Annotated in this window: 17 protein-coding genes; 14 read left to right on the top strand and 3 right to left on the bottom strand. The window is 70.0% G+C overall.

Annotated elements, in window-relative coordinates:
* The first annotated feature begins 29 nt into the window (after positions 1 to 29).
* The 14 genes from ACIBI4_RS30845 to ACIBI4_RS30780 all read left to right on the top strand — a co-directional run bounded on the left by ACIBI4_RS30845 (position 30) and on the right by ACIBI4_RS30780 (position 15,013).
* On the top strand, positions 30 to 716 hold the full coding sequence (locus tag ACIBI4_RS30845; protein ID WP_399207452.1) for a GntR family transcriptional regulator: 687 nt from the start codon (positions 30 to 32) through the stop codon (positions 714 to 716).
* Complete coding sequence (locus ACIBI4_RS30840; RefSeq protein ID WP_399207451.1) at positions 713 to 1,615, top strand: dihydrodipicolinate synthase family protein; 903 nt, start codon at positions 713 to 715, stop codon at positions 1,613 to 1,615. The genes ACIBI4_RS30845 and ACIBI4_RS30840 overlap by 4 nt, the downstream gene beginning before the upstream one ends.
* Positions 1,612 to 3,333, top strand: a complete 1,722-nt coding sequence (araD, locus tag ACIBI4_RS30835; RefSeq protein ID WP_399207450.1) for an L-arabinonate dehydratase — start codon at positions 1,612 to 1,614, stop codon at positions 3,331 to 3,333. The genes ACIBI4_RS30840 and araD overlap by 4 nt, the downstream gene beginning before the upstream one ends.
* Before the next feature lie 105 nt (positions 3,334 to 3,438).
* The gene (locus ACIBI4_RS30830; protein WP_399207449.1) at positions 3,439 to 4,386 is read left to right on the top strand and encodes a carbohydrate ABC transporter permease; all 948 of its coding nucleotides are present in this window, start codon (positions 3,439 to 3,441) and stop codon (positions 4,384 to 4,386) included.
* A gap of 59 nt (positions 4,387 to 4,445) precedes the next feature.
* Positions 4,446 to 5,297, top strand: coding sequence for a carbohydrate ABC transporter permease (locus ACIBI4_RS30825; RefSeq protein ID WP_399207585.1), 852 nt, complete (start codon positions 4,446 to 4,448; stop codon positions 5,295 to 5,297).
* Entirely contained in the window at positions 5,294 to 6,460 is a 1,167-nt protein-coding gene (locus ACIBI4_RS30820) for a Gfo/Idh/MocA family protein (protein WP_399207447.1), read from the top strand. Before ACIBI4_RS30825 ends, ACIBI4_RS30820 begins: the two co-directional genes overlap by 4 nt.
* Positions 6,457 to 7,296: a PmoA family protein gene (locus ACIBI4_RS30815; protein WP_399207445.1), complete on the top strand. Its 840-nt coding sequence runs from the start codon at positions 6,457 to 6,459 to the stop codon at positions 7,294 to 7,296. The genes ACIBI4_RS30820 and ACIBI4_RS30815 overlap by 4 nt, the downstream gene beginning before the upstream one ends.
* Positions 7,293 to 8,852: a glycoside hydrolase 43 family protein gene (locus ACIBI4_RS30810; protein WP_399207444.1), complete on the top strand. Its 1,560-nt coding sequence runs from the start codon at positions 7,293 to 7,295 to the stop codon at positions 8,850 to 8,852. The genes ACIBI4_RS30815 and ACIBI4_RS30810 overlap by 4 nt, the downstream gene beginning before the upstream one ends.
* Positions 8,853 to 8,884: 32 nt before the next feature.
* The gene (locus tag ACIBI4_RS30805) at positions 8,885 to 10,222 is read left to right on the top strand and encodes an ABC transporter substrate-binding protein (protein WP_399207443.1); all 1,338 of its coding nucleotides are present in this window, start codon (positions 8,885 to 8,887) and stop codon (positions 10,220 to 10,222) included.
* Complete coding sequence (locus ACIBI4_RS30800) at positions 10,219 to 11,526, top strand: polysaccharide lyase family 1 protein (RefSeq protein WP_399207442.1); 1,308 nt, start codon at positions 10,219 to 10,221, stop codon at positions 11,524 to 11,526. The genes ACIBI4_RS30805 and ACIBI4_RS30800 overlap by 4 nt, the downstream gene beginning before the upstream one ends.
* A 119-nt stretch (positions 11,527 to 11,645) precedes the next feature.
* Positions 11,646 to 12,653, top strand: a complete 1,008-nt coding sequence (locus tag ACIBI4_RS30795; protein WP_399207441.1) for a LacI family DNA-binding transcriptional regulator — start codon at positions 11,646 to 11,648, stop codon at positions 12,651 to 12,653.
* Between the two features lie 129 nt (positions 12,654 to 12,782).
* A complete protein-coding gene (locus ACIBI4_RS30790; protein WP_399207440.1) occupies positions 12,783 to 13,334 on the top strand; it encodes a SigE family RNA polymerase sigma factor in 552 nt (183 codons plus the stop codon).
* The gene (locus ACIBI4_RS30785) at positions 13,331 to 14,077 is read left to right on the top strand and encodes a hypothetical protein (RefSeq protein ID WP_399207439.1); all 747 of its coding nucleotides are present in this window, start codon (positions 13,331 to 13,333) and stop codon (positions 14,075 to 14,077) included. The genes ACIBI4_RS30790 and ACIBI4_RS30785 overlap by 4 nt, the downstream gene beginning before the upstream one ends.
* A 126-nt stretch (positions 14,078 to 14,203) precedes the next feature.
* Entirely contained in the window at positions 14,204 to 15,013 is an 810-nt protein-coding gene (locus ACIBI4_RS30780; protein ID WP_399207437.1) for a pectate lyase, read from the top strand.
* A gap of 124 nt (positions 15,014 to 15,137) precedes the next feature.
* Here ACIBI4_RS30780 and mmsB read toward each other — a convergent pair whose 3' ends face one another.
* From mmsB to chvE, 3 genes are read right to left on the bottom strand one after another with little or no spacing between them, the layout of a single operon-like run.
* Positions 15,138 to 16,373, bottom strand: coding sequence for a multiple monosaccharide ABC transporter permease (gene mmsB, locus ACIBI4_RS30775; protein WP_399207436.1), 1,236 nt, complete (start codon positions 16,371 to 16,373; stop codon positions 15,138 to 15,140).
* Positions 16,370 to 17,941 carry a multiple monosaccharide ABC transporter ATP-binding protein gene (gene mmsA / locus ACIBI4_RS30770; RefSeq protein ID WP_399207435.1) on the bottom strand — a complete coding sequence of 524 codons (1,572 nt, stop codon included), beginning with the start codon at positions 17,939 to 17,941 and terminating at the stop codon, positions 16,370 to 16,372. Before mmsA ends, mmsB begins: the two co-directional genes overlap by 4 nt.
* A gap of 41 nt (positions 17,942 to 17,982) precedes the next feature.
* Positions 17,983 to 19,089 carry a multiple monosaccharide ABC transporter substrate-binding protein gene (chvE, locus tag ACIBI4_RS30765; RefSeq protein WP_399207434.1) on the bottom strand — a complete coding sequence of 369 codons (1,107 nt, stop codon included), beginning with the start codon at positions 19,087 to 19,089 and terminating at the stop codon, positions 17,983 to 17,985.

Below are 19,089 nucleotides of genomic sequence, written 5' to 3'. Positions count from 1 at the left end.
GACGCCGTACATCAGATCCGAGGACCTGTATGACGTCAGTGCCCACTCCGATTCCCTCCCGCACCCAGTTCGTGCAGGAGGCGATCAAGCACCGCATCCTCACCGGCCAACTGCCCCCGGGGCAGGCCCTGGTGGAGGCCGAGCTCGCCGCGCAGTTCGGGGTCTCCAAGACGCCGGTGCGCGAGGCGCTCAAGACGCTCGCCGGCACGGGGCTCGTGGAGATGAGCCAGTACAAGGGCGCCACTGTCCGCATGGTCGACGCGGACATGGCGCGTGAGGTCTACGACGTACGACTGCTTCTCGAGCCCGAGGCGCTGCGTCGCACGGTGCGGCGCAGGGCCTCCCTGGAGGCGGCCCGCGAGGCCCTGACCCGCGCGGACACCGCGGCCGACACGGCCGAACGCTCCCTGGCCAACCGGGAGTTCCACCGGGCGCTCTATCTGCCCTGCGGCAATCCGCTGCTCGGCCGGATGCTCGACGAGGTGCGCGACCAGGCCGCCCTGGTCGCGGCGGTGGCCTGGTCCGCGGACCCGTCCTGGGAGCGCGAGGCCGCCGAGCACCGGGAGATCCTGCGGCTCGCCCTGGCCGGCGAGAGCGACGGCGCGGCCGACGCGCTGCGGACGCATATCGGCTCGTTCGTGGAGCGCGCCTTTCCCGGGGAGCGGGCCGGGGCCGGGGAGCGGAACACGACCGAGGAAACGAAGGACGGCGCATGACCTTCGATGCCGAGCGAGCGGCGCTCGCCGACGTGGTGGCCATCCCGGTGACTCCGTTCACCGAGGACGGCGGCCTCGACGAGAGCGCGTACCGCACCCTGCTGCACCGGCTGCGCGAGGGCGGGGTGCGGACGCTGACGCCGAACGGCAACACCGGCGAGTTCTACGCCCTGAGCACTCAAGAGCGCCGCAGGGTCACGGAATTGACCCTTCAGGAGGCGGGGGAGTGGGCCACGGTCGTGGTGGGGGTCGGGCACGATCTGCCGGCTGCCGTCGAGGCCGCACACCATGCCCGTGAGGCCGGCGCCCAGATGGTGATGGTCCACCAGCCGGTCCACCCGTACATCTCGGCCGACGGCTGGGTCGACTACCACCGGACGATCGCCGAGGCCGTGCCCGGACTCGGCGTCGTCCCCTACCTCCGCAACCCGCGGATCGGCGGAGCGCACCTGGCCGTGCTCGCGGACGCCTGCCCCAACGTGATCGGTGTGAAGTACGCCGTCCCGGACGCCGCCGCCTTCGCCGCCTTCGCTCACGACGCGGGGTTCGACCGCTTCGTCTGGGTCGCGGGCCTCGCGGAGCAGTACGCACCCTCGTACTTCTCGGCGGGCGCCACCGGCTTCACCTCCGGGCTCGTGAACGTCGCACCGCGGCTTTCGCTGTCCATGATCGAAGCGCTTCGATCGGGTGACTATCCGGCGGCGATGAAGGTCTGGGAGGAGATCCGCCGCTTCGAGGAACTGCGGGCCGCCGACGCCGCGGCCTACAACGTGACCGTCGTCAAGGAGGCCCTGTCCTCCCTCGGCCTGTGCCGCCCCGAGGTGCGCCCGCCGAGCAGCCCGCTGGGCGAGGCCGAGCGCGCCGAGGTGGCCGCGATCGCCGCGAGGTGGTCCATATGACCGTGGAAGCGGGAAGTCTGCGCAGCCATCAGTGGTACGGGACCGAAGGGCTGCGTACGTTCAGCCACCGTGCCCGCACGCGCCAGCTCGGCTATCTGCCCGAGGAGCACCTGGGCAAGCCGGTCATCGCGATCCTCAACACCTGGTCGGACATCAACCCGTGCCACTCCCATCTGCGCGAGCGTGCGCAGGCCGTCAAGCGCGGGGTCTGGCAGGCGGGCGGGTTCCCGCTGGAGTTCCCGGTCTCGACGCTCAGCGAGACCTTCCAGAAGCCCACCCCCATGCTGTACCGCAACCTCCTGTCCCTGGAGACGGAGGAACTGCTCCGCTCCTACCCGGTGGACGGCGCCGTCCTGCTCGGCGGCTGCGACAAGACGACGCCCGCCCTGCTCATGGGCGCCGCGAGCATGGACCTGCCGACCGTCTTCGTGCCGGCCGGGCCCATGCTCCCCGGACACTGGCGCCAGGAGATCCTCGGCTCGGGCACCGACATGTGGAAGTACTGGGACGACCACCGCGCGGGCCTCATCGGCGAGCGTGACATGGCGGAGCTGCAGAACGGACTGGCCCGTTCGCCCGGCACCTGCATGACCATGGGTACCGCCTCCACCCTCACCGCCGCCGCCGAGGCGCTCGGCGTCACGCTGCCCGGGGCGTCCTCGGTCCCGGCCGTCGACTCGGGCCACGAGCGGATGGCGGCCGCGTCAGGCCGCAGGATCGTCGGGCTCGTGCAGGAGGACCTCAGGCTCTCCAGGATCCTCACGATGGAGGCGTACGAGGACGCCGTCGCCACGGTGCTCGCCCTCGGCGGCTCCACCAACGCGGTCATCCACCTGATCGCGATGGCCGGACGCTCCGGGCTCCGGCTCACGCTCGACGACTTCGACCGCATCGCCCGTACGGTGCCGGTGCTCGCGAACCTGCGTCCGGGCGGTCAGTACCTGATGGAGGACTTCCACTTCGCGGGCGGACTCCCGGCCTTCCTCGCCCAGTTGACCGATGTGCTCCACCTCGACCGGCCGACCGTCGCGCACGCCACGCTGCGCGAGCAGCTCGCGGGCGCCGAGGTGCACAACGCGGACGTCATCCGGCCCCGCGGCAAGCCGCTCGCCGACGAGGGCGGACTCGCGGTCCTGCGCGGCAATCTGTGCCCGGACGGCGCGGTCGTCAAGCACATCGCCGCCGACCCGGAGCTCCTGGAGCACACCGGCCCGGCGGTGGTCTTCGACGACTACAAGGAGATGCAGCGCACCATCAACGACCCGGCCCTCGGTATCACCGCCGAGCACGTCCTGGTGCTGCGCGGCGCAGGGCCCCTCGGCGGTCCGGGCATGCCCGAGTACGGGATGCTGCCCATCCCGGACCACCTCCTCAAACAGGGGGTGCGCGACATGGTGCGGATCTCCGACGCGCGGATGAGCGGCACCTCGTACGGCATGTGCGTGCTGCATGTCGCACCCGAGTCGCATGTCGGCGGCCCGCTCGCGCTGGTCCGCAGCGGCGACCTGATCACGCTCGACGTCGCAGCCCGAAGCCTTCATCTGCACGTGGACGACGAGGAGTTGGCCCGTCGGCGGGCTGCGTGGTCACCGCCGCCTGCCGTGTACGAGCGGGGATACGGCGCCCTGTACGCCGAGCAGATCACGCAGGCCGACACCGGCTGCGACTTCGCCTTCCTGGCCCGCCAGGGGAAGGTGCCCGAGCCCTACGCGGGCTGAGGTACGCCCCACCGGACCGCCTCATCTTCTTGTACGAGATATCGAACCGCGTCCGCGAAGCGCTTCACGTTCGACCGTACCGACCTGTATTGATCGGAGACTGTCATGGCCCAAGCCGCAGCCGTGGCGAAGCCGCCCCCGCCACCCGCGAAGCCGAAAGGGCGCCGACACGGCTCGTCGACGCCGCGCAGGCTGCCGTATCTGCTGATCGCGCCGGCCGTCCTGCTGATGCTGGGCTTCATCGCCTATCCGGTGATCAGCGTCTTCTACTACAGCCTGCAGCACTACAACCCCACCAAGCCCTGGCGCGACGGCTTCGCGGGCTTCGACAACTTCCTGCACGCCTTCACCGAGGACCCGCAGTTCTGGGACACCCTCGGCTTCAGCGCCAAGTGGGTGTTCGTCGAGGTCGGGCTGCAACTGCTCTTCGGGCTCGCGCTCGCGCTGATCGTCAACCAGACCTTCGTCGGCCGTGCGCTCGGCCGGGCTCTCGTCTTCTCGCCGTGGGCCGTGTCCGGAGTGCTCACCTCGGTGATCTGGGTGCTGCTCTACAACTCCCAGACCGGTATCACGCGTTACCTCGCCGACCTGGGCATCGGCAGCTACGGCACGTCCTGGCTCTCCGACACCTCGACCGTCTTCTCGGCCGCGATCGTCGCCGATCTGTGGCGCGGTGTGCCGTTCTTCGCGATCCTCATCCTCGCCGACCTGCAGTCCGTCTCGAAGGACCTGTACGAGGCGGCCGAGGTGGACGGCGCGGGCCGGGTACGCCAGTTCCTGCACATCACCCTGCCGCACCTCAAGGACGCGATCGTCCTCTCCACGCTGCTTCGCATGGTGTGGGAGTTCAACAACGTCGACCTCCTCTACACCCTGACCGGCGGCGGACCCGCGGGCGAGACGACCACGCTGCCGCTGTACGTGGCCACCACCAGCGTCGACGCCCATGACTTCGGCTATGCGTCCGCACTGACCACGGTGGCCTTCGTGATCCTGCTCTTCTGCTCGGTGCTGTATCTGCGGCTCAGCAAGTTCGGAGGCGACAACAAGTGATCACCACCGACAAGGCCGAGACCTCCGCCGCCACCGTCCCCTCACCTCGTGCGGCGCCGATGGACGAGGTGCCGCGGCGGACCGGGCGGCGCCGCCGGGCCTGGGACGAGGTGCCGCGCTGGCAGATCTATCTTCCGCTCGGTATCTACCTCCTCTTCACCCTCATCCCCTTCTACTGGATCCTGCTGTTCGCCCTGCGCCCGGCTGGCTCCACGTCGCTGGTGCCCTGGCCGATGACCTTCGAGCACTTCGACAAGGTCTGGACGGAGCGTGCCTTCGGCACGTACTTCCAGAACAGCGTGCTCGTGGGCGTGGCCACCCTCGTCATGACCACGCTCGTCGCCCTGGCCGGCGGCTACGCCCTGGCCCGCTTCGACTTCCGGATCAAGCGCGGGTTCATGCTGGCGCTGCTGTGCTCGCAGTTCGTGCCGGGCGCGCTGATGCTGGTGCCGCTGTTCGAGATCTTCGCCAACCTGCAGATGATCAACTCCCTGGGCAGCGTGATCATCGCCGAGACGGTGTTCCAGCTGCCCCTGTCGATCATCCTGATCAGCAACTTCATCAAGAACGTGCCGGTCTCCCTGGAGGAGGCCGCCTGGGTGGACGGCTGCTCCCGCTTCCGCGCCTTCTGCGCGGTGGTCCTTCCGCTGCTGCGCCCCGGTCTGATCGCGGTGGGCTCCTTCGCCTTCGTGCACAGCTGGAACCACTTCCTGTTCGCCCTGATGTTCCTGTCCAACCAGGACCTGCAGACCATCCCCGTCGGCCTCAACACCCTGATGAGCGCGGACAGCGTGGACCTCGGCGCGCTCGCGGCGGGCGGCATCATCGCCGCCGTCCCCGTGGTCATCGTCTTCGCGTTCATCCAGAAGTGGCTGATCACCGGATTCAGTGCGGGGGCGGTGAAGGGATGAGCGGGACGCCCGTACCCGTGGTGCTCGCCGGTGCGCGCGGTCACGGTGGTTGGCACCTGGCGAACATACGGCGGCTGCAACGCGCCGGTCTCGTACGGCTGGTGGGGATCTGTGAGCTGACACCGCTGTCCCGGAACGAGCTCGCCGCCGCGCACATGGGCCAAGGGGTGGCCCAGTCGGCGGACTTCGCCGCGCTGCTCGACGCCACCGAAGCCCGTGTCGCCGTGGTGTGCACGCCGATCCCCACACACGCCGCACTCGCCTGCGCCGCCGCCGAACGCGGCGTCCATCTGCTCCTGGAGAAGCCGCCCGCGCCCTCGTGGGCGGAGTTCACCCGGATCGCCGGCGCCGTGGAGCGGGCACGGACCGCCTGCCAGATCGGGTTCCAGTCGCTGGGCTCCGGTGCCCTGCCCGCGATCCGCGCGATGGTGGACGCCGGACAGATCGGCGAGGTCGTCGGGGTGGGCGCGGCCGGTGCCTGGGCGCGCGACGAGGAGTACTACCGGCGGGCTCCCTGGGCCGGGCGACGGCGTTTGAACGGGGTGGACGTCGTCGACGGCGTCCTCACCAACCCCCTGGCGCACGCCGTCGCCACGGCCCTAGCGCTGGACGGCACGACGCACGCCGACGACGTGAGCGGCATCGAGACCGAGCTGTTCCACGCCAACGACATCGAGGCCGACGACACCTCCTGCGTGCGCCTCACCGGCACCCATGGCCGGCGGATCACCGTCGCCGCGACGCTGTGCGCCGAGCAGCCGGACGAGCCGTATGTCCTGATCCATGGCGCGTCGGGCCGGATCACGTTCTGGTACAAGCAGGACCGGGTGCTTCTGCAGCGGTCCGGGCACGGTCCCGAGGAGTCCGCGTACGGCCGGACCGACCTCCTGGCAAACCTGGTGGCACACCTCACCACAGGGGCGGATCTGTTGGTTCCGCCTGCCGCGACGGGCGCGTTCATGCGCGTGGTCGAGGCCATCCGCCAAGCACCCGACCCCGCCCCGCTCCCCGAACGCGCCTGGCGCCACGCACCGGACGCACCCCGCCGGATCGTGCCCGGCATCGACGCGATGGTGGCGGCCGCGGCCGACACCCTCGCCCTGTACTCCGAACTGAGGGCGCCGTGGGCCTGCGAGCTCCCGGAAGGGACGAGCGCCCGATGACCGACACCTTGACCCTGCACTGCACAGGGCGCCCGGTGGCCCGCTACACCGCGCGGCCCGAGCTGCCCGCGAACCTGTCCCCGCGTCCGTACTTCCACGAGGTCACCACCCTGGGCGGCGCCTCCGTCACCGAGGTCCGGCCCGCCGACCACCCGCACCATCTCGGCGTCGGTGTCGCCGTACCCGACGTCGAGGGCCACAACTTCTGGGGCGGTCGCACCTTCGTCCGCGACCAGGGCCCCACCGCCCTCGACAACCACGGCACCCAGCACCATCTCGCCTTCGCGCTGTCCGGCGCCGACGGATTCGTCGAGGAACTGGTGTGGCGTGCCAAGGGGCGCGAGCTGCTCAGGGAGCGCCGCACCGTCACCCCGGTCCAGCTGACCGACAGCGCCTGGGCGCTGGACTTCACCTTCGCCCTGACCAACGCCACCGGCGCCGCGCTGTCGATCGGCAGTCCCGCCACCAACGGCCGTCCGGGCGCGGGTTACGGCGGGTTCTTCTGGCGCGCCCCCAAGGAGGCCACCGCCCCCGCGGTGCTCACCGAGCACGGTGACGGCGAGGACGCGGTGCACGGGCGGCGCACCGACTGGGTGGCCCTCGTCGGCACGCGCTGGACGCTGGCCTTCGCGGGCGTCACCGAACGCACCCGCCGCGACCCGTGGTTCGTGCGCACCACCGAGTACCCCGGGGTCGGCTCCTCCCTCGCGGCCGCCGAGCGTCTGCGGCTCGCGGCGGACGACACGGTCGTACGGCGCCTCGTCACGGTGGTCGCCGACGGACGCCTCGACCGGGCGGCCGCCGGTGCCTTGGTGCGGAAGGCGGTGACCGCATGAACGCCCAGGACGGGACGACTGCGGGCACAGGGCACGGTCAGGCAGCCACCTACCGCAACCCCGTCCTCGCCGCCGACTGGTCCGACCCCGACGTGATCCGCGTCGGCGAGGACTTCTACCTCACCGCGTCAAGCTTCGGCCGGGTCCCGGGACTGCCCCTGCTCCACTCCCGCGACCTGGTCAACTGGACCCTGATCGGGCACGCCCTCGAACGCCTGGAGCCCGCGGCCGAGTTCACCGTGCCCCGGCACGACTGCGGGGTCTGGGCGCCCTCCCTGCGGTACCACGACGACCGGTTCTGGATCTTCTGGGGCGACCCCGACCACGGCATCTACCAGGTGAACGCGCCCTCGGTCAGGGGCCCTTGGAGCACCCCGCACCTGCTCAAGGCGGGCAAGGGGCTCATCGACCCCTGTCCGCTGTGGGACGAGGAAAGCGGAGAGGCATACCTCGTGCACGCCTGGGCCCGCTCACGCTCCGGCATCAAGAACCGGCTGACCGGCCACCGGATGCGCGGCGACGCCACCGGACTCCTGGACGAGGGCAAGGTGATCGTCGACGCCGACCGGATCCCCGGCTGGTTCACCCTCGAAGGCCCCAAGCTCTATCGCCACGACGGCTGGTACTGGATCTTCGCGCCGGCCGGAGGTGTGACGACGGGCTGGCAAGGTGCCCTGCGCTCACGGGAGTTCTTCGGCCCGTACGAGGAACGCATCGTGCTGGAACAGGGCGACAGCGACATCAACGGTCCCCACCAGGGCGGCTGGGTGCGCACGGCGGAGGGCGAGGACTGGTTCCTGCACTTCCAGGAGCAGGGCGCGTACGGTCGGCTCGTCCATCTGCAGCCGATGCGCTGGGACGAGGACGGCTGGCCCGTCATGGGCGCGGACGGCACCCCCGTGCGCGAACACGCCATGCCCGACCTGCCCGCGCAACTGCCCTGCGAGCCCGCCACGGACGACGACTTCCCGGGCGGCAGGTTCGGCCGCCAGTGGCAGTGGACCGCCAACCCCCGCGACGGCTGGGCTCCGCAGCACACCGCCGACGGACTGCGGCTGACCTGCGTACGAGGGGAGCACGCACACGATCTGCGCACGGCGCCGCACATCCTCACCCAGCGCCTGCCCGCATCGGCGTGCACCGTCGAGGTGGAGCTGGCCCTTGACGCCCAAGTGCCGGGCGCCAAGGCCGGTTTGACCGTCCTCGGTGACGCGTACCGCTGGATCGGCCTGGAGCGTACGGCGGACGGAGACGTACGGCTCGTGCACCGCTTCGCCGAGACCGTCGCGGACCGCGAACGCGACGCCGCCGAGCCGATGCCCGCGCCGGGCGGCCGCGCTCGGCTGCGGATCGAGGTGGGCCCCGGGGCCCGCTGCCGGTTCGCGGCCGACACGGGGGACGGGTTCGTGAGCGCCGGTCCGGTGTTCGCGGCCACCCCGTGGCGGTGGGTCGGCGCGCTGCTCGGCCTGTTCGCGGCCGCGCCCGGTCGGCCCGGTCAAGGCGGGCAGGCGGGCTCGGCGCTGTTCACGAAGTTCCGTATCAGCAAAGAAATCTGACGCAACATCACGCTCTCGAAGGAGCCGCAATGATGAGCCATGTACGAGGCAAGGGCCGCATGTTCGCCGCCCTCGCCCTGACCACCACCCTCGCGCTGACCGCCACGGCCTGCGGTGACGACGGCAGCGGCAGCGGCGGGGACAAGGGCGACGAGGGGTCCGGGAAGGGCGAGATCGTCTTCTGGGACAACAACGGCGGTGTCCGTACCGACGTCTGGAAGGAGATCATCGCCGATTTCGAGAAGGCCAACCCGGACATCACGGTCCGCTACGAGGGCATCCCCGCCGAGAGCGTCCAGTCCAAGTACGACACCGCGGCCCAGGGCGGCGGTCTGCCCGACGTGGGCGGCATGGGCACCGCGATGCTCTCCGGCTTCGCCGCCCAGGGTGTCGTGGAGCCGCTGGACAAGCGCTTCGACGCCAGTGCGCTCAAGGACAAGCTCAACCCGAACATGGTGGCCAGTGTGCGGGCCGCCGGCGGCGGTGACGAGACGCTCTACACGATCCCGACCTCGGCGAACAACGGCACCCTGTGGTACCGCACCGACCTGTTCGAGGCGGCGGGTCTGGAGGAACCGGCCACCTGGCCCAAGTTCTACGAGGCCGCCGAGAAGCTCACCGACGCGAAGAAGAACAAGTTCGGCTACACCATCCGCGGCGGCGAGGGCTCCATCGCGCAGGCGCTCGACGCCTCGTACGGCCAGTCCGGCATCACGTCGTTCTGGGACGGCGACAAGACGACCGTCAACGACCCGAAGAACGTCGAGGCCCTGGAGAAGTACGTCGGCCTGTTCAAGAAGACCACCCCGTCGGCCGACGTCAACAACGACTTCAAGAAGATGGTCGCCCAGTGGGACAGCGGCGAGATCGGCATGCTGAGCCACAATCTGGGCTCGTACCAGGACCACCTGAAGTCCCTTGAGGGCAAGTTCCGCGGCATCCCCAACCCGACGACGGCGGACGGCACCCGGGTCCAGGTGTCCAACCCGGTGGACGGGCTCGCCGTGTTCAAGTCGAGCAAGAACAAGACGGCGGCCTGGAAGTTCATCGAGTTCGCCGTCGGCCACGAGTCCAACAGCAAGTGGAACGAGTCGGCCGGCGCCATCCCCGCCAACAGTGAGGCCGCCGCGGACAGCTGGGTGCAGGAGGCCGAGGCGACCAAGCTGGCCGCCGAGGCCCTCGGCTCCTCCGAGCTCAAGATCGTGCAGCTGCCCTACTACCTGCCCGACTGGAACACCATCTCCAAGGCCGACAACGAGCCGAACTTCCAGAAGGTCCTGCTCGGCAAGATGTCTGCGAAGGACTTCCTCGACACGCTCGCCGAGCAGCTGAACGCGGCGCAGGCCGAGTGGAAGGAACGGGCGAAGTGACCCACCATCACCCCGCCCGACGGAAGGCGGTCGCGGCCCTCGCCGCCTGCACCCTGCTCGCGCTGCTCGCGACGCCCGCCGCCGCGCACGCGAAGCCCGCCCCGAAGGACCCCGCCCGCCAGACCCTCGGCGCCGACGACGGCTGGGCGTCGGAGGGTCCGGGCACGACGGGTGGCGCGGCGGCCGGCGCCGAGCGCGTGTACACCGTCTCCACCTGGGCGCAGTTCCGTACCGTCCTGGAGGAGTCCGGCGACGCGCCGAAGATCATCAAGGTGCGCGGCGTCCTCGACGCCACCGCGGCCGGCTGCGCGGCCTTCGAGGCCGACGGCTACCGCTTCGACCAGTACCTGGCCGACTACGACCCGGCGGTCTGGGGCCACGACCGCCCGGTGAGCGGGCCCCAGGAGGACCTGCGGGCCGCGTCCGCCGCCCGCCAGGCCGAGGCGATCACCGTGCAGGTGCCCGCCAACACCACGATCATCGGCGAGGGCCGGAACGCGGCCGTCAACGGGGCCAGCCTCCAGATCAAGGACGTCGACAACGTCATCGTCCGCAACCTCACCTTCGAGGCCCCGCTCGACTGCTTCCCTCAGTGGGACCCGACGGACGGCGCGACGGGCGCCTGGAACTCCGAGTACGACGCGGTCGTCGTGTACGGCTCCACACACGTCTGGCTCGACCACAACACCTTCGGCGACGGCCGCTACCCCGACGCCACGCTCCCCTCGTACTACGGCGAGATCTACCAGCAGCACGACGGCCTGCTCGACATCGTGCGTGGCGCGAACCACGTCACCGCTTCGTGGAACGTCTTCCGCGACCACGACAAGACCCTGATGATCGGCAACAGCGACAGCGCGGGGTCCACCGATGCCGGAAAGCTCAAGGTCACGCTGCACCACAACCGCTTCGAATCGATCGTGGAGCGCGCCCCGAGGGTGCGGTTCGGCCAGGTGGACACGTACAACAACCACTACGTCGTCACCGAGGACCAGCCCTACGTCTACGCCCTCGGAATAGGGCAGGACTCCCAACTGGTCGCCGAGAAGAACGCGTTCACACTGCCGCCGTCGGTGAGCGCGGGCCGCATCCTGAAGAAGTGGAAGGACGCACCCGTCACGGCGGAAGGGAACCTTGTCAACGGCGCGCGCACCGACCTGATCGCGGTCCACAACGCGGAGTTCCCGGAGGAAGCGCTGCGCGAGGGGGCGGGCTGGACTCCGGCCCTGCGCGCCCGGGTGGACTCGGCGCGGGCGGTTCCGGTGCTGGTGGGGAAGGGGGCCGGGGCGGGGAAGCTGTGCTGACCTGGTGAGCCGGGGGCAGCCTGGACCGTCCGGTGGCGTGCGCATAGGGTCGTTCCGTCCTACGAAGAGGGCTGTGCGACTCCGCCGGCGCACCGCCACCGGAAGTCCAGGAGCCCCGCATGGTCACCGTCGCCGAGGTCGCTCAGCACGCGGGGGTCTCGGCCAGCACGGTCAGCTACGTCCTCAGCGGGAAGCGCTCGATCTCGCACTCCACGCGCGTACGCGTCGAGCGCAGTATTGCGGAGCTCGGCTACCACCCCAACGCCGGTGCCAGGGCCCTCGCCAGCAGCAGGTCCCATGTGATCGCGCTGATGGTGCCGCTGCGTACGGACATGTACGTGCCGGTGATGATGGAGATCGCCCTCGCGGTCGCGACCACCGCGCGCACCCACGGCTACGACGTGCTGCTCCTGACCGGCGAGGAGGGCGAGGCGGCCGTCCGGCGGGTCACCGGGAGCGGGCTCGCCGACGCCATGATCCTCATGGACGTCGAACTCGACGACGCCCGCCTGCCGTTGCTGCGCCGCGGCGAACTGCCCGCCGTGCTCATCGGGCTGCCCGCCGAGCCCGCCGGACTCGCCTGTGTGGACCTCGACTTCGAGGCGGCCGGAGCGCTGTGCGTCGAGCATCTCGCCGGCCTCGGGCACCGCGACATCGCGGTCATCGGCGAGCCGCCCGGCGTCCACGAACGGCACACGGGTTTCGCGCTGCGCACGCTCGACGGTCTGCGCGCCCGGGCCTTGGAGCTGGGCGTCCGGCTCCTTCACCGGGCAAGCGAAGGCGGTTACGACGCCGTCGCCGCCACCCTCGCCCGCATCCTCGACGAACGCCCCGGCACCAGCGCCGTGGTCGTGCAGAACGAGTCCGCAGTGGAACCCCTGCTGGCGCTGCTGCGCCGGCAGGGCCGCGCGGTGCCCGAGGACGTCTCGGTGATCGCGATCTGCCCGGACCAGGTGGCCCTGCAGGCCTCCGTACGCCTGACGTCCGTGACGATCCCCGCGCGCGAGATGGGCCGCCGCGCGGTGGAACAGGTCGTCGCCGCGCTGGACGGCCGCGGCGAGGAAGGCGTCCGCCTGCTCGCCCCGGAACTGACGGTGCGGGCCAGCACGGGGCCGGTCGCGGGTTGACCCTCCGGGGGACCGGCTCTAGCGTTGCGCGTTCGGAATCACATACGGCGTCCGGGATTTCGGACGCCGTGACGGATGGCGGGGGCCGGACGGCCGGTGGGTGCACCGGCCCCGAGGCGCGGAGAGAGCGTGGCAGAACCGATCGGCGCGGCAGCGGAGTTCCATGCGTTCTTCGAGGATCACTACGCCCAGCTCTCGCGTCTCGCCTATCTGCTGACCGGTGACGCGGACGGCGCCGACGACCTCGCCGCGGACGCCCTGCTCGCCCTGTGGCACCGCTGGGACCGCGTCCGCGGCGCCGACCACCCGGCCGCGTACGCCCGCGGTGTCGTCGCCAACATGGCCCGCAGCCGGATCCGCAGCGCCGTGCGCGAACGGCGTCGCGTCACGCTGTTCTGGTCCGGACAGGGCGAAGGACGCGAGGACCCCGACATACCGGCCGTCGTCGATGTGCAGGAAGCGCTGCGCCTCCTGCCCTTCCGCAAGCGTGCCTGTGTGGTGCTGCGGCACGCCTTCGACCTCTCGGAGAAGGACGTGGCCCAGGCTCTCGGTGTCTCGGTCGGTACGGTGAAGAGTCAGACATCCAAGGGGATGGCGGAGCTGCAGCGGGCGCTCGGGCGCGAAGAGACGCTGCGCGGCATCCGGATGACGGTCGCGGACACGGCAGGCAGGAACTCATGAACGCGTCGCACAACCACCAGGGCGACGAGGAACTGCGCGCACGCCTGCGTGAGGCCGCCGGGTCCCACCGGCCCGACCGCGAGCGGATGCTCGCCCGGGTGCAGCGGGGCATGGCGGCGGACCCCGCCGGACCCTCGGTCCGCACACCGCACCGTCCGCCGGTCCGCCCACTGCCGGGCCGTCCCGCCGCTTCCTGGCTGCGCGTCGCCGGCGCCACCGCCGCGGTCGCCTCCGCCGTCGCGCTCGGCGGCTACGGGGTGGCCTCCGCGGTACGCGGCGGTCCCGCACCGGCCGGCGAGCAGACCGTGGCCACGGCACCGGACACTCCCGCCCGCACCACGCCACGCACGGTGCCCGCGGACCGTCTCCTGTGGGCCGACGGCTCGGTCGACCCCGGCAGCAAGCCGTACTGGAGCCAGAGCAACATCACCGTCAAGCCGAAGAAGGACCTGACCGCCCTCACCGTCGAGGTCCGCCTCTCCGGTGCGAACCACCCGGACGACACAGGGAGTTGGCGCTCCCTGCCCGCCGGGGACTTCGACCTCGGCGTGCGCGCGGGCCGGGACGGCGGCCTCGTCTACCGCTGGACCCTCAAGCCGGGCCGCACGGTCCCGGCGGGCGAGCATGTCTTCGCGGCCCAGTACCACCACGACGACGGCGGACGCGACGCCGGCGAGGACACGTACACCGTGCGCGTGAGTGCGGCGGACGAACAGGCCGAATGGAAGGGCGACTTCGAGTAGAAGCGTCCGCGTGAACCAGGCGCCGAAAAATTCTCCCGACCACGGCAACCCGTTCCCGGCCGGCGGCAACCACCAGTCGTATGGCCGACACAAGGCCAACGCCCCCACACCTAGGGAACGGAACGCATGAGCCGACACAAGCGGAAACTCACCCGCGGCCGCGCCATCGCCGCGGCTTCCGCCGCACTCGCCCTGACCGGCGCGGGCATCGCCACCAACATCCTGCTCTCACCGGCCGGCGCGGCCTCCACCTGGCCCGAGGCGAAGGGCAGCAAGGCCGTGTCGAGCACGGTCAAGGTGACGGGCACGTACGACGGCGGGCTCAAGCGCCACTACGGCAGTGGCGCGCTCGGCGGCGGCGGTCAGGAAGAAGGCCAGGACCCGGTCTTCCAGCTCGCCGACGGCGCCGTACTGAAGAACGTAATCATCGGCTCACCCGCCGCCGACGGCGTGCACTGCCTGGGCAGTTGCACGATCCAGAACGTCTGGTGGGAGGACGTCGGCGAGGACGCCGCCAGCTTCAAGGGCAAGTCCGCCTCGTCCGTCTACAAGGTGTACGGCGGCGGCGCGCGCAAGGCCTCCGACAAGGTGCTGCAGTTCAACGGTGCCGGCAAGCTGGTGGTCTCGAAGTTCCAGGTCACGGACTTCGGCAAGCTGGTCGGCTCGTGCGGCAACTGCTCCACGCAGTACAAGCGCACCATCATCATCAACGACGTGGACCTCACCGCGCCGGGCAAGTCGGTCGTCGGCATCAACACGAACTACGGTGACACGGCCGCGCTGCGCAACGTCCGTATCCACGGCGACAGCAGCCGGAAGATGGAGACCTGCGCCCGCTTCACCGGCAACGACAACGGTGACGAGCCGGTCAGGACGGGCGTCGGACCGGACGGCACGTACTGCAAGTTCACGGCTGGGGACATCACCTACAAGTAGGCACGGCCCTTGGGCCCGCGCCTCCGTGCAGGCACCCGTGCCCGCACCACAAGAGCCCCGCCGGTGGGACCCGGCGGGGCTCTTCGTCATCGGGCCCGAAGGCCCCTGACGCGTACCGGCAGGATCAGGACCCCACCCGCCGCTTGTTCCACACATCGAACCCGACCGCCGCGAGCAGCACGAGCCCCTTGATCACCTGCTGCCAGTCCGTGCCGACGCCGACCAGGTTCATGCCGTTGTTGAGGACGCCGAGGACCAGGCCGCCGATGATCGCGCCGAGGACCGTGCCCACGCCGCCGCTCATCGAGGCGCCGCCGATGAACGAGGCGGCGATGGCCTCCAGTTCGAAGTTGAGGCCCGCCTTGGGGGAGGCCGCGTTGAAGCGGGCGGCGAAGACAAGGCCCGCGAGCGCGGCCAGCATGCCCATGTTGAGGAAGACGAGGAACGTGACCTTCTTGTCGCGCACGCCCGACAGCTTCGCCGCCGGGAGGTTGCCGCCGATCGCGTAGATGTGGCGGCCGATGATCGCGTTGCGCATCACGTACCCGAAGCCGACCAGCAGCGCGCCGAGGATCAGCAGGACGTACGGGGCGCCCTTGTAACTGGCGAGCAGCATGGTCAGCGTGAGGATGGCCGCGCTCAGGGCCGCCAGCTTGAGCAGGAAGAGCTTCAAGGGCGGTACGTCGAGGGTGAACTCCTGCTGGCGGCGGCGGTCGCGGACCTCCTGGAGCACCACGAAGGCGATCATCGCGAGACCGAGGAGGAGCGTCAGGTTGTGGTAGTTGGTGTCCGGTCCCGCCTCCGGCAGGAAGCCGTTCGCGACCTTCTGCAGGCCCTGGGGGAACGGGCCGAGGGTCTGGCCCGCCAGGAAGATCTCGGTGAGCCCGCGGAAGATCAGCATGCCCGCGAGCGTGACGATGAAGGACGGTATCCCGCCGTACGCGATGAAGAAGCCCTGCGCCGCACCCGCCACCGCGCCCATGGCGAGGCACAGCACGACCGCGAGCGGCCACGGCATGTCGTGGTTCACCATGAACACCGCGGCCATCGACCCGACGAACGCCGTCAACGAGCCGACGGACAGGTCGATATGGCCCGCGATGATCACCAGCATCATGCCGATCGCGAGGATCAGGATGTAGCTGTTCTGCAGCACCAGGTTGGAGACGTTGCGCGGCAGCAGCAGATCGCCTTCGGTCCACACGGCGAACAGGACCACGATCAGACCGAGCGCGATCAGCATCCCGTACTGGCGCAGGTTGCGGCGCAGCCCGTCCAGGACCAGACGCAGCAGACCCGCGTCCTCGACCGCACCGGACGGCGCGGGGGCCTCCCGCTCGGTGGTCGCTTCCGTACTCATCGTGCTCCCTCTTCGTCCTTGGCCATGAGCCCTTCGTCCTTGGTCATCCGGCGCATCAGCGCCTCCTGCGAGGCATCGGCCCGGGTGAACTCGCCCGTGAGCCGGCCGGCGGCCATCGTGTAGATGCGGTCGCACATGCCGAGCAGCTCCGGCAGTTCGGAGGAGATGAAGACGACGGCCTTGCCCTCGGCTGCGAGCCGGTCGATCACCGTGTAGATCTCGTACTTGGCGCCGACATCGATCCCGCGCGTCGGCTCGTCGAGGATCAGCACGTCGGGACCGGCGAGGATCCACTTGCTGAGGACGACCTTCTGCTGGTTGCCGCCGGACAGCTTCCCCACGGGCTCGAAGACCGTCGGTGCCTTGATGTTCATGGTGGAACGGAAGCCCTCGGCGAGCCGCCGCTCCTCGTGTTCGTCGACCACACCGCGTCGCGCGACCTTCCTCAGCGCGCTCAGCGAGATGTTGCGGTGGATGGTGTCGATGAGGTTGAGGCCGTAGTGCTTGCGGTCCTCGGTGACGTACGCGATGCCGTGCGCGACCGCCTCGGGCACCGATTTCGTACGGATCTCCGTACCGTCCTTGAGGACCGTGCCGCCCGCGTAGCGGCCGTAGGTCCGCCCGAACACGCTCATCGCGAGCTCGGTGCGGCCCGCGCCCATCAGGCCCGCGATCCCGACGATCTCCCCGCGCCGCACCGCCAGGGACACGTCATCGACCACCTTGCGCTGGTGGTCGATCGGGTGCCGTACCGTCCAGCCGCGGATCTCCAGGGCGGGCGCCCGGCCCTCCTCCGGCTCGTGCGGGGTGCGTTCGGGGAAGCGGTGCTCCAGGTCGCGGCCGACCATCCCGCTGATGATCCGGTCCTCGGTGGTGCCCTCGGACCGTACGTCCAGCGTCTCGATGGTGCGGCCGTCGCGCAGGATGGTCACCGAGTCGGCGACCCTGCGGATCTCGTTGAGCTTGTGCGAGATGATGATCGAGGTGATGCCCTGCTTCTTCAACTCCAGGATCAGATCGAGGAGTTTGCCGCTGTCCTCGTCGTTGAGTGCGGCGGTCGGCTCATCAAGGATGAGCAGCTTCACCTTCTTCGCCAGGGCCTTCGCGATCTCCACGAGCTGCTGCTTGCCGACACCGATGTCGGCGACCCGGGTGTCCGGGTGGTCGCGGAGCCCGACCCGCGCGAGCAGCTCCGTGGCGTGCCGGAGCGTCTCGGTCCAGTCGATGACGCCGCGCCGGGCGTGCTCGTTGCCGAGGAAGATGTTCTCGGCGATCGAGAGATACGGCACCAGGGCGAGCTCCTGGTGGATGATCACGATGCCGTGCTGCTCGCTCGCCCTGATGTCCTTGAACCGGCAGGACTCGCCCTCGAAGAGGACGTCACCGGAGTAACTGCCGTGCGGGTGGACGCCGGAGAGGACCTTCATCAGGGTCGACTTGCCGGCGCCGTTCTCCCCGCAGATGGCGTGGACCTCGCCCTGCCGGACGGTCAGTGTGACGTCCGAGAGCGCCTTGACGCCGGGGAAGGTCTTGACGATCGAGCGCATTTCCAGGACGGGTCCCGCCATGGACGTGCCTTTCTGTCTCGGTGGTCTTCGGAGCGGGCGGGTCAGTCGAGGTCGGACGCCTTGTAGTAGCCGGTGTCGACGAGCTCCTTCTCGTAGTTCTCCTTGTCGACGCTGACCGGCTCGAGGAGGTACGCGGGCACGACCTTCGCGCCGTTGTCGTACGACTCCGTGTCATTGGTCTCGGGCTTCTCGCCCTTCAGCGAGGCGTCGACCATGTCCGTGGCCACCTTCGCGAGCTGCCGCAGATCCTTGTAGACGGTCTGCCGCTGCTCGCCCGCGATGATCGACTTCACCGAGGCCACCTCGGCGTCCTGCCCGGTGACCACGGGCCACGGCTTGGACTTGGCCCCGTACCCGTCGCCGCGCAGCGCCGACAGGATGCCGACGGAGATGCCGTCGTACGGCGAGAGCACCGCGTCCACGCGCTTCGCGCCGCCGTAGGAACCGGTCAGCAGGTCGTCCATGCGCTTCTGCGCGGTGCCGCCGTCCCAGCGCAGGGTGGTCACCTGGTTGAGATCGGTCTGCTTCGACTGCACGACAAGCTGCTTCTTGTCGATGTACGGCTGCAGCACCTTCATCGCGCCGTCGAAGAAGTAGCGGGTGTTGTTGTCGTCGTTCGACCCGGCGAACAGCTCGATGTTGAACGGGCCCTTCTCGCCCTTGTCCAGACCGAGCTGCTCGACGATGTACGTGCCCTGCAGCGCGCCGACCTTCTCGTTGTCGAAGGACGCGTAGTAGTCGACGTTCTTCGAGCCGAGGATCAGCCGGTCGTACGCGATGACGGGGATGTCGGCGTCGGCGGCCTGCTGGAGCACGTTGTCCAGGGACTTGTTGTCGATCGCCGCGATCACCAGCGCGTCCACGCCCTGCGCGATCATGCCTTCGATCTGGGAGACCTGCTGGTCGGGCTTGTCCTCGCCGAAGACGAGCTTCGTCTCGTACCCCTTGGCCTTCAGGTTCTTCTCGACGTTGGCGCCGTCGGAGATCCAGCGCTCCGAGGACTTGGTCGGCATGGCGATGCCGACGGTGGCGCCCTCGGCGTCCTTCTTCTCCTCGCTGCCTCCGGTGCTGTCCTGTCCGCAGGCGGTAAGGGTGAGGCTCAGGGCGAGGGTGGCGCCGGCGGCCACGGCCTTCGTACGGATGCGCAT

The organism is Streptomyces sp. NPDC050418, assembly GCF_044458745.1.
Classification (GTDB): domain Bacteria; phylum Actinomycetota; class Actinomycetes; order Streptomycetales; family Streptomycetaceae; genus Streptomyces.
This window is presented reverse-complemented; position numbering and strand designations above follow the sequence as displayed.

Coding starts and splice junctions, on each gene's coding strand:
- ACIBI4_RS30845 (WP_399207452.1), top strand. CDS start 30: ATGACGTCAGTGCCCACTCCGATTCCCTCCCGCACCCAGTTCGTGCAG.
- ACIBI4_RS30840 (WP_399207451.1), top strand. CDS start 713: ATGACCTTCGATGCCGAGCGAGCGGCGCTCGCCGACGTGGTGGCCATC.
- araD (WP_399207450.1), top strand. CDS start 1,612: ATGACCGTGGAAGCGGGAAGTCTGCGCAGCCATCAGTGGTACGGGACC.
- ACIBI4_RS30830 (WP_399207449.1), top strand. CDS start 3,439: ATGGCCCAAGCCGCAGCCGTGGCGAAGCCGCCCCCGCCACCCGCGAAG.
- ACIBI4_RS30825 (WP_399207585.1), top strand. CDS start 4,446: ATGGACGAGGTGCCGCGGCGGACCGGGCGGCGCCGCCGGGCCTGGGAC.
- ACIBI4_RS30820 (WP_399207447.1), top strand. CDS start 5,294: ATGAGCGGGACGCCCGTACCCGTGGTGCTCGCCGGTGCGCGCGGTCAC.
- ACIBI4_RS30815 (WP_399207445.1), top strand. CDS start 6,457: ATGACCGACACCTTGACCCTGCACTGCACAGGGCGCCCGGTGGCCCGC.
- ACIBI4_RS30810 (WP_399207444.1), top strand. CDS start 7,293: ATGAACGCCCAGGACGGGACGACTGCGGGCACAGGGCACGGTCAGGCA.
- ACIBI4_RS30805 (WP_399207443.1), top strand. CDS start 8,885: ATGAGCCATGTACGAGGCAAGGGCCGCATGTTCGCCGCCCTCGCCCTG.
- ACIBI4_RS30795 (WP_399207441.1), top strand. CDS start 11,646: ATGGTCACCGTCGCCGAGGTCGCTCAGCACGCGGGGGTCTCGGCCAGC.
- ACIBI4_RS30785 (WP_399207439.1), top strand. CDS start 13,331: ATGAACGCGTCGCACAACCACCAGGGCGACGAGGAACTGCGCGCACGC.
- ACIBI4_RS30780 (WP_399207437.1), top strand. CDS start 14,204: ATGAGCCGACACAAGCGGAAACTCACCCGCGGCCGCGCCATCGCCGCG.
- mmsB (WP_399207436.1), bottom strand. CDS start 16,373: ATGAGTACGGAAGCGACCACCGAGCGGGAGGCCCCCGCGCCGTCCGGT.
- mmsA (WP_399207435.1), bottom strand. CDS start 17,941: ATGGCGGGACCCGTCCTGGAAATGCGCTCGATCGTCAAGACCTTCCCC.
- chvE (WP_399207434.1), bottom strand. CDS start 19,089: ATGCGCATCCGTACGAAGGCCGTGGCCGCCGGCGCCACCCTCGCCCTG.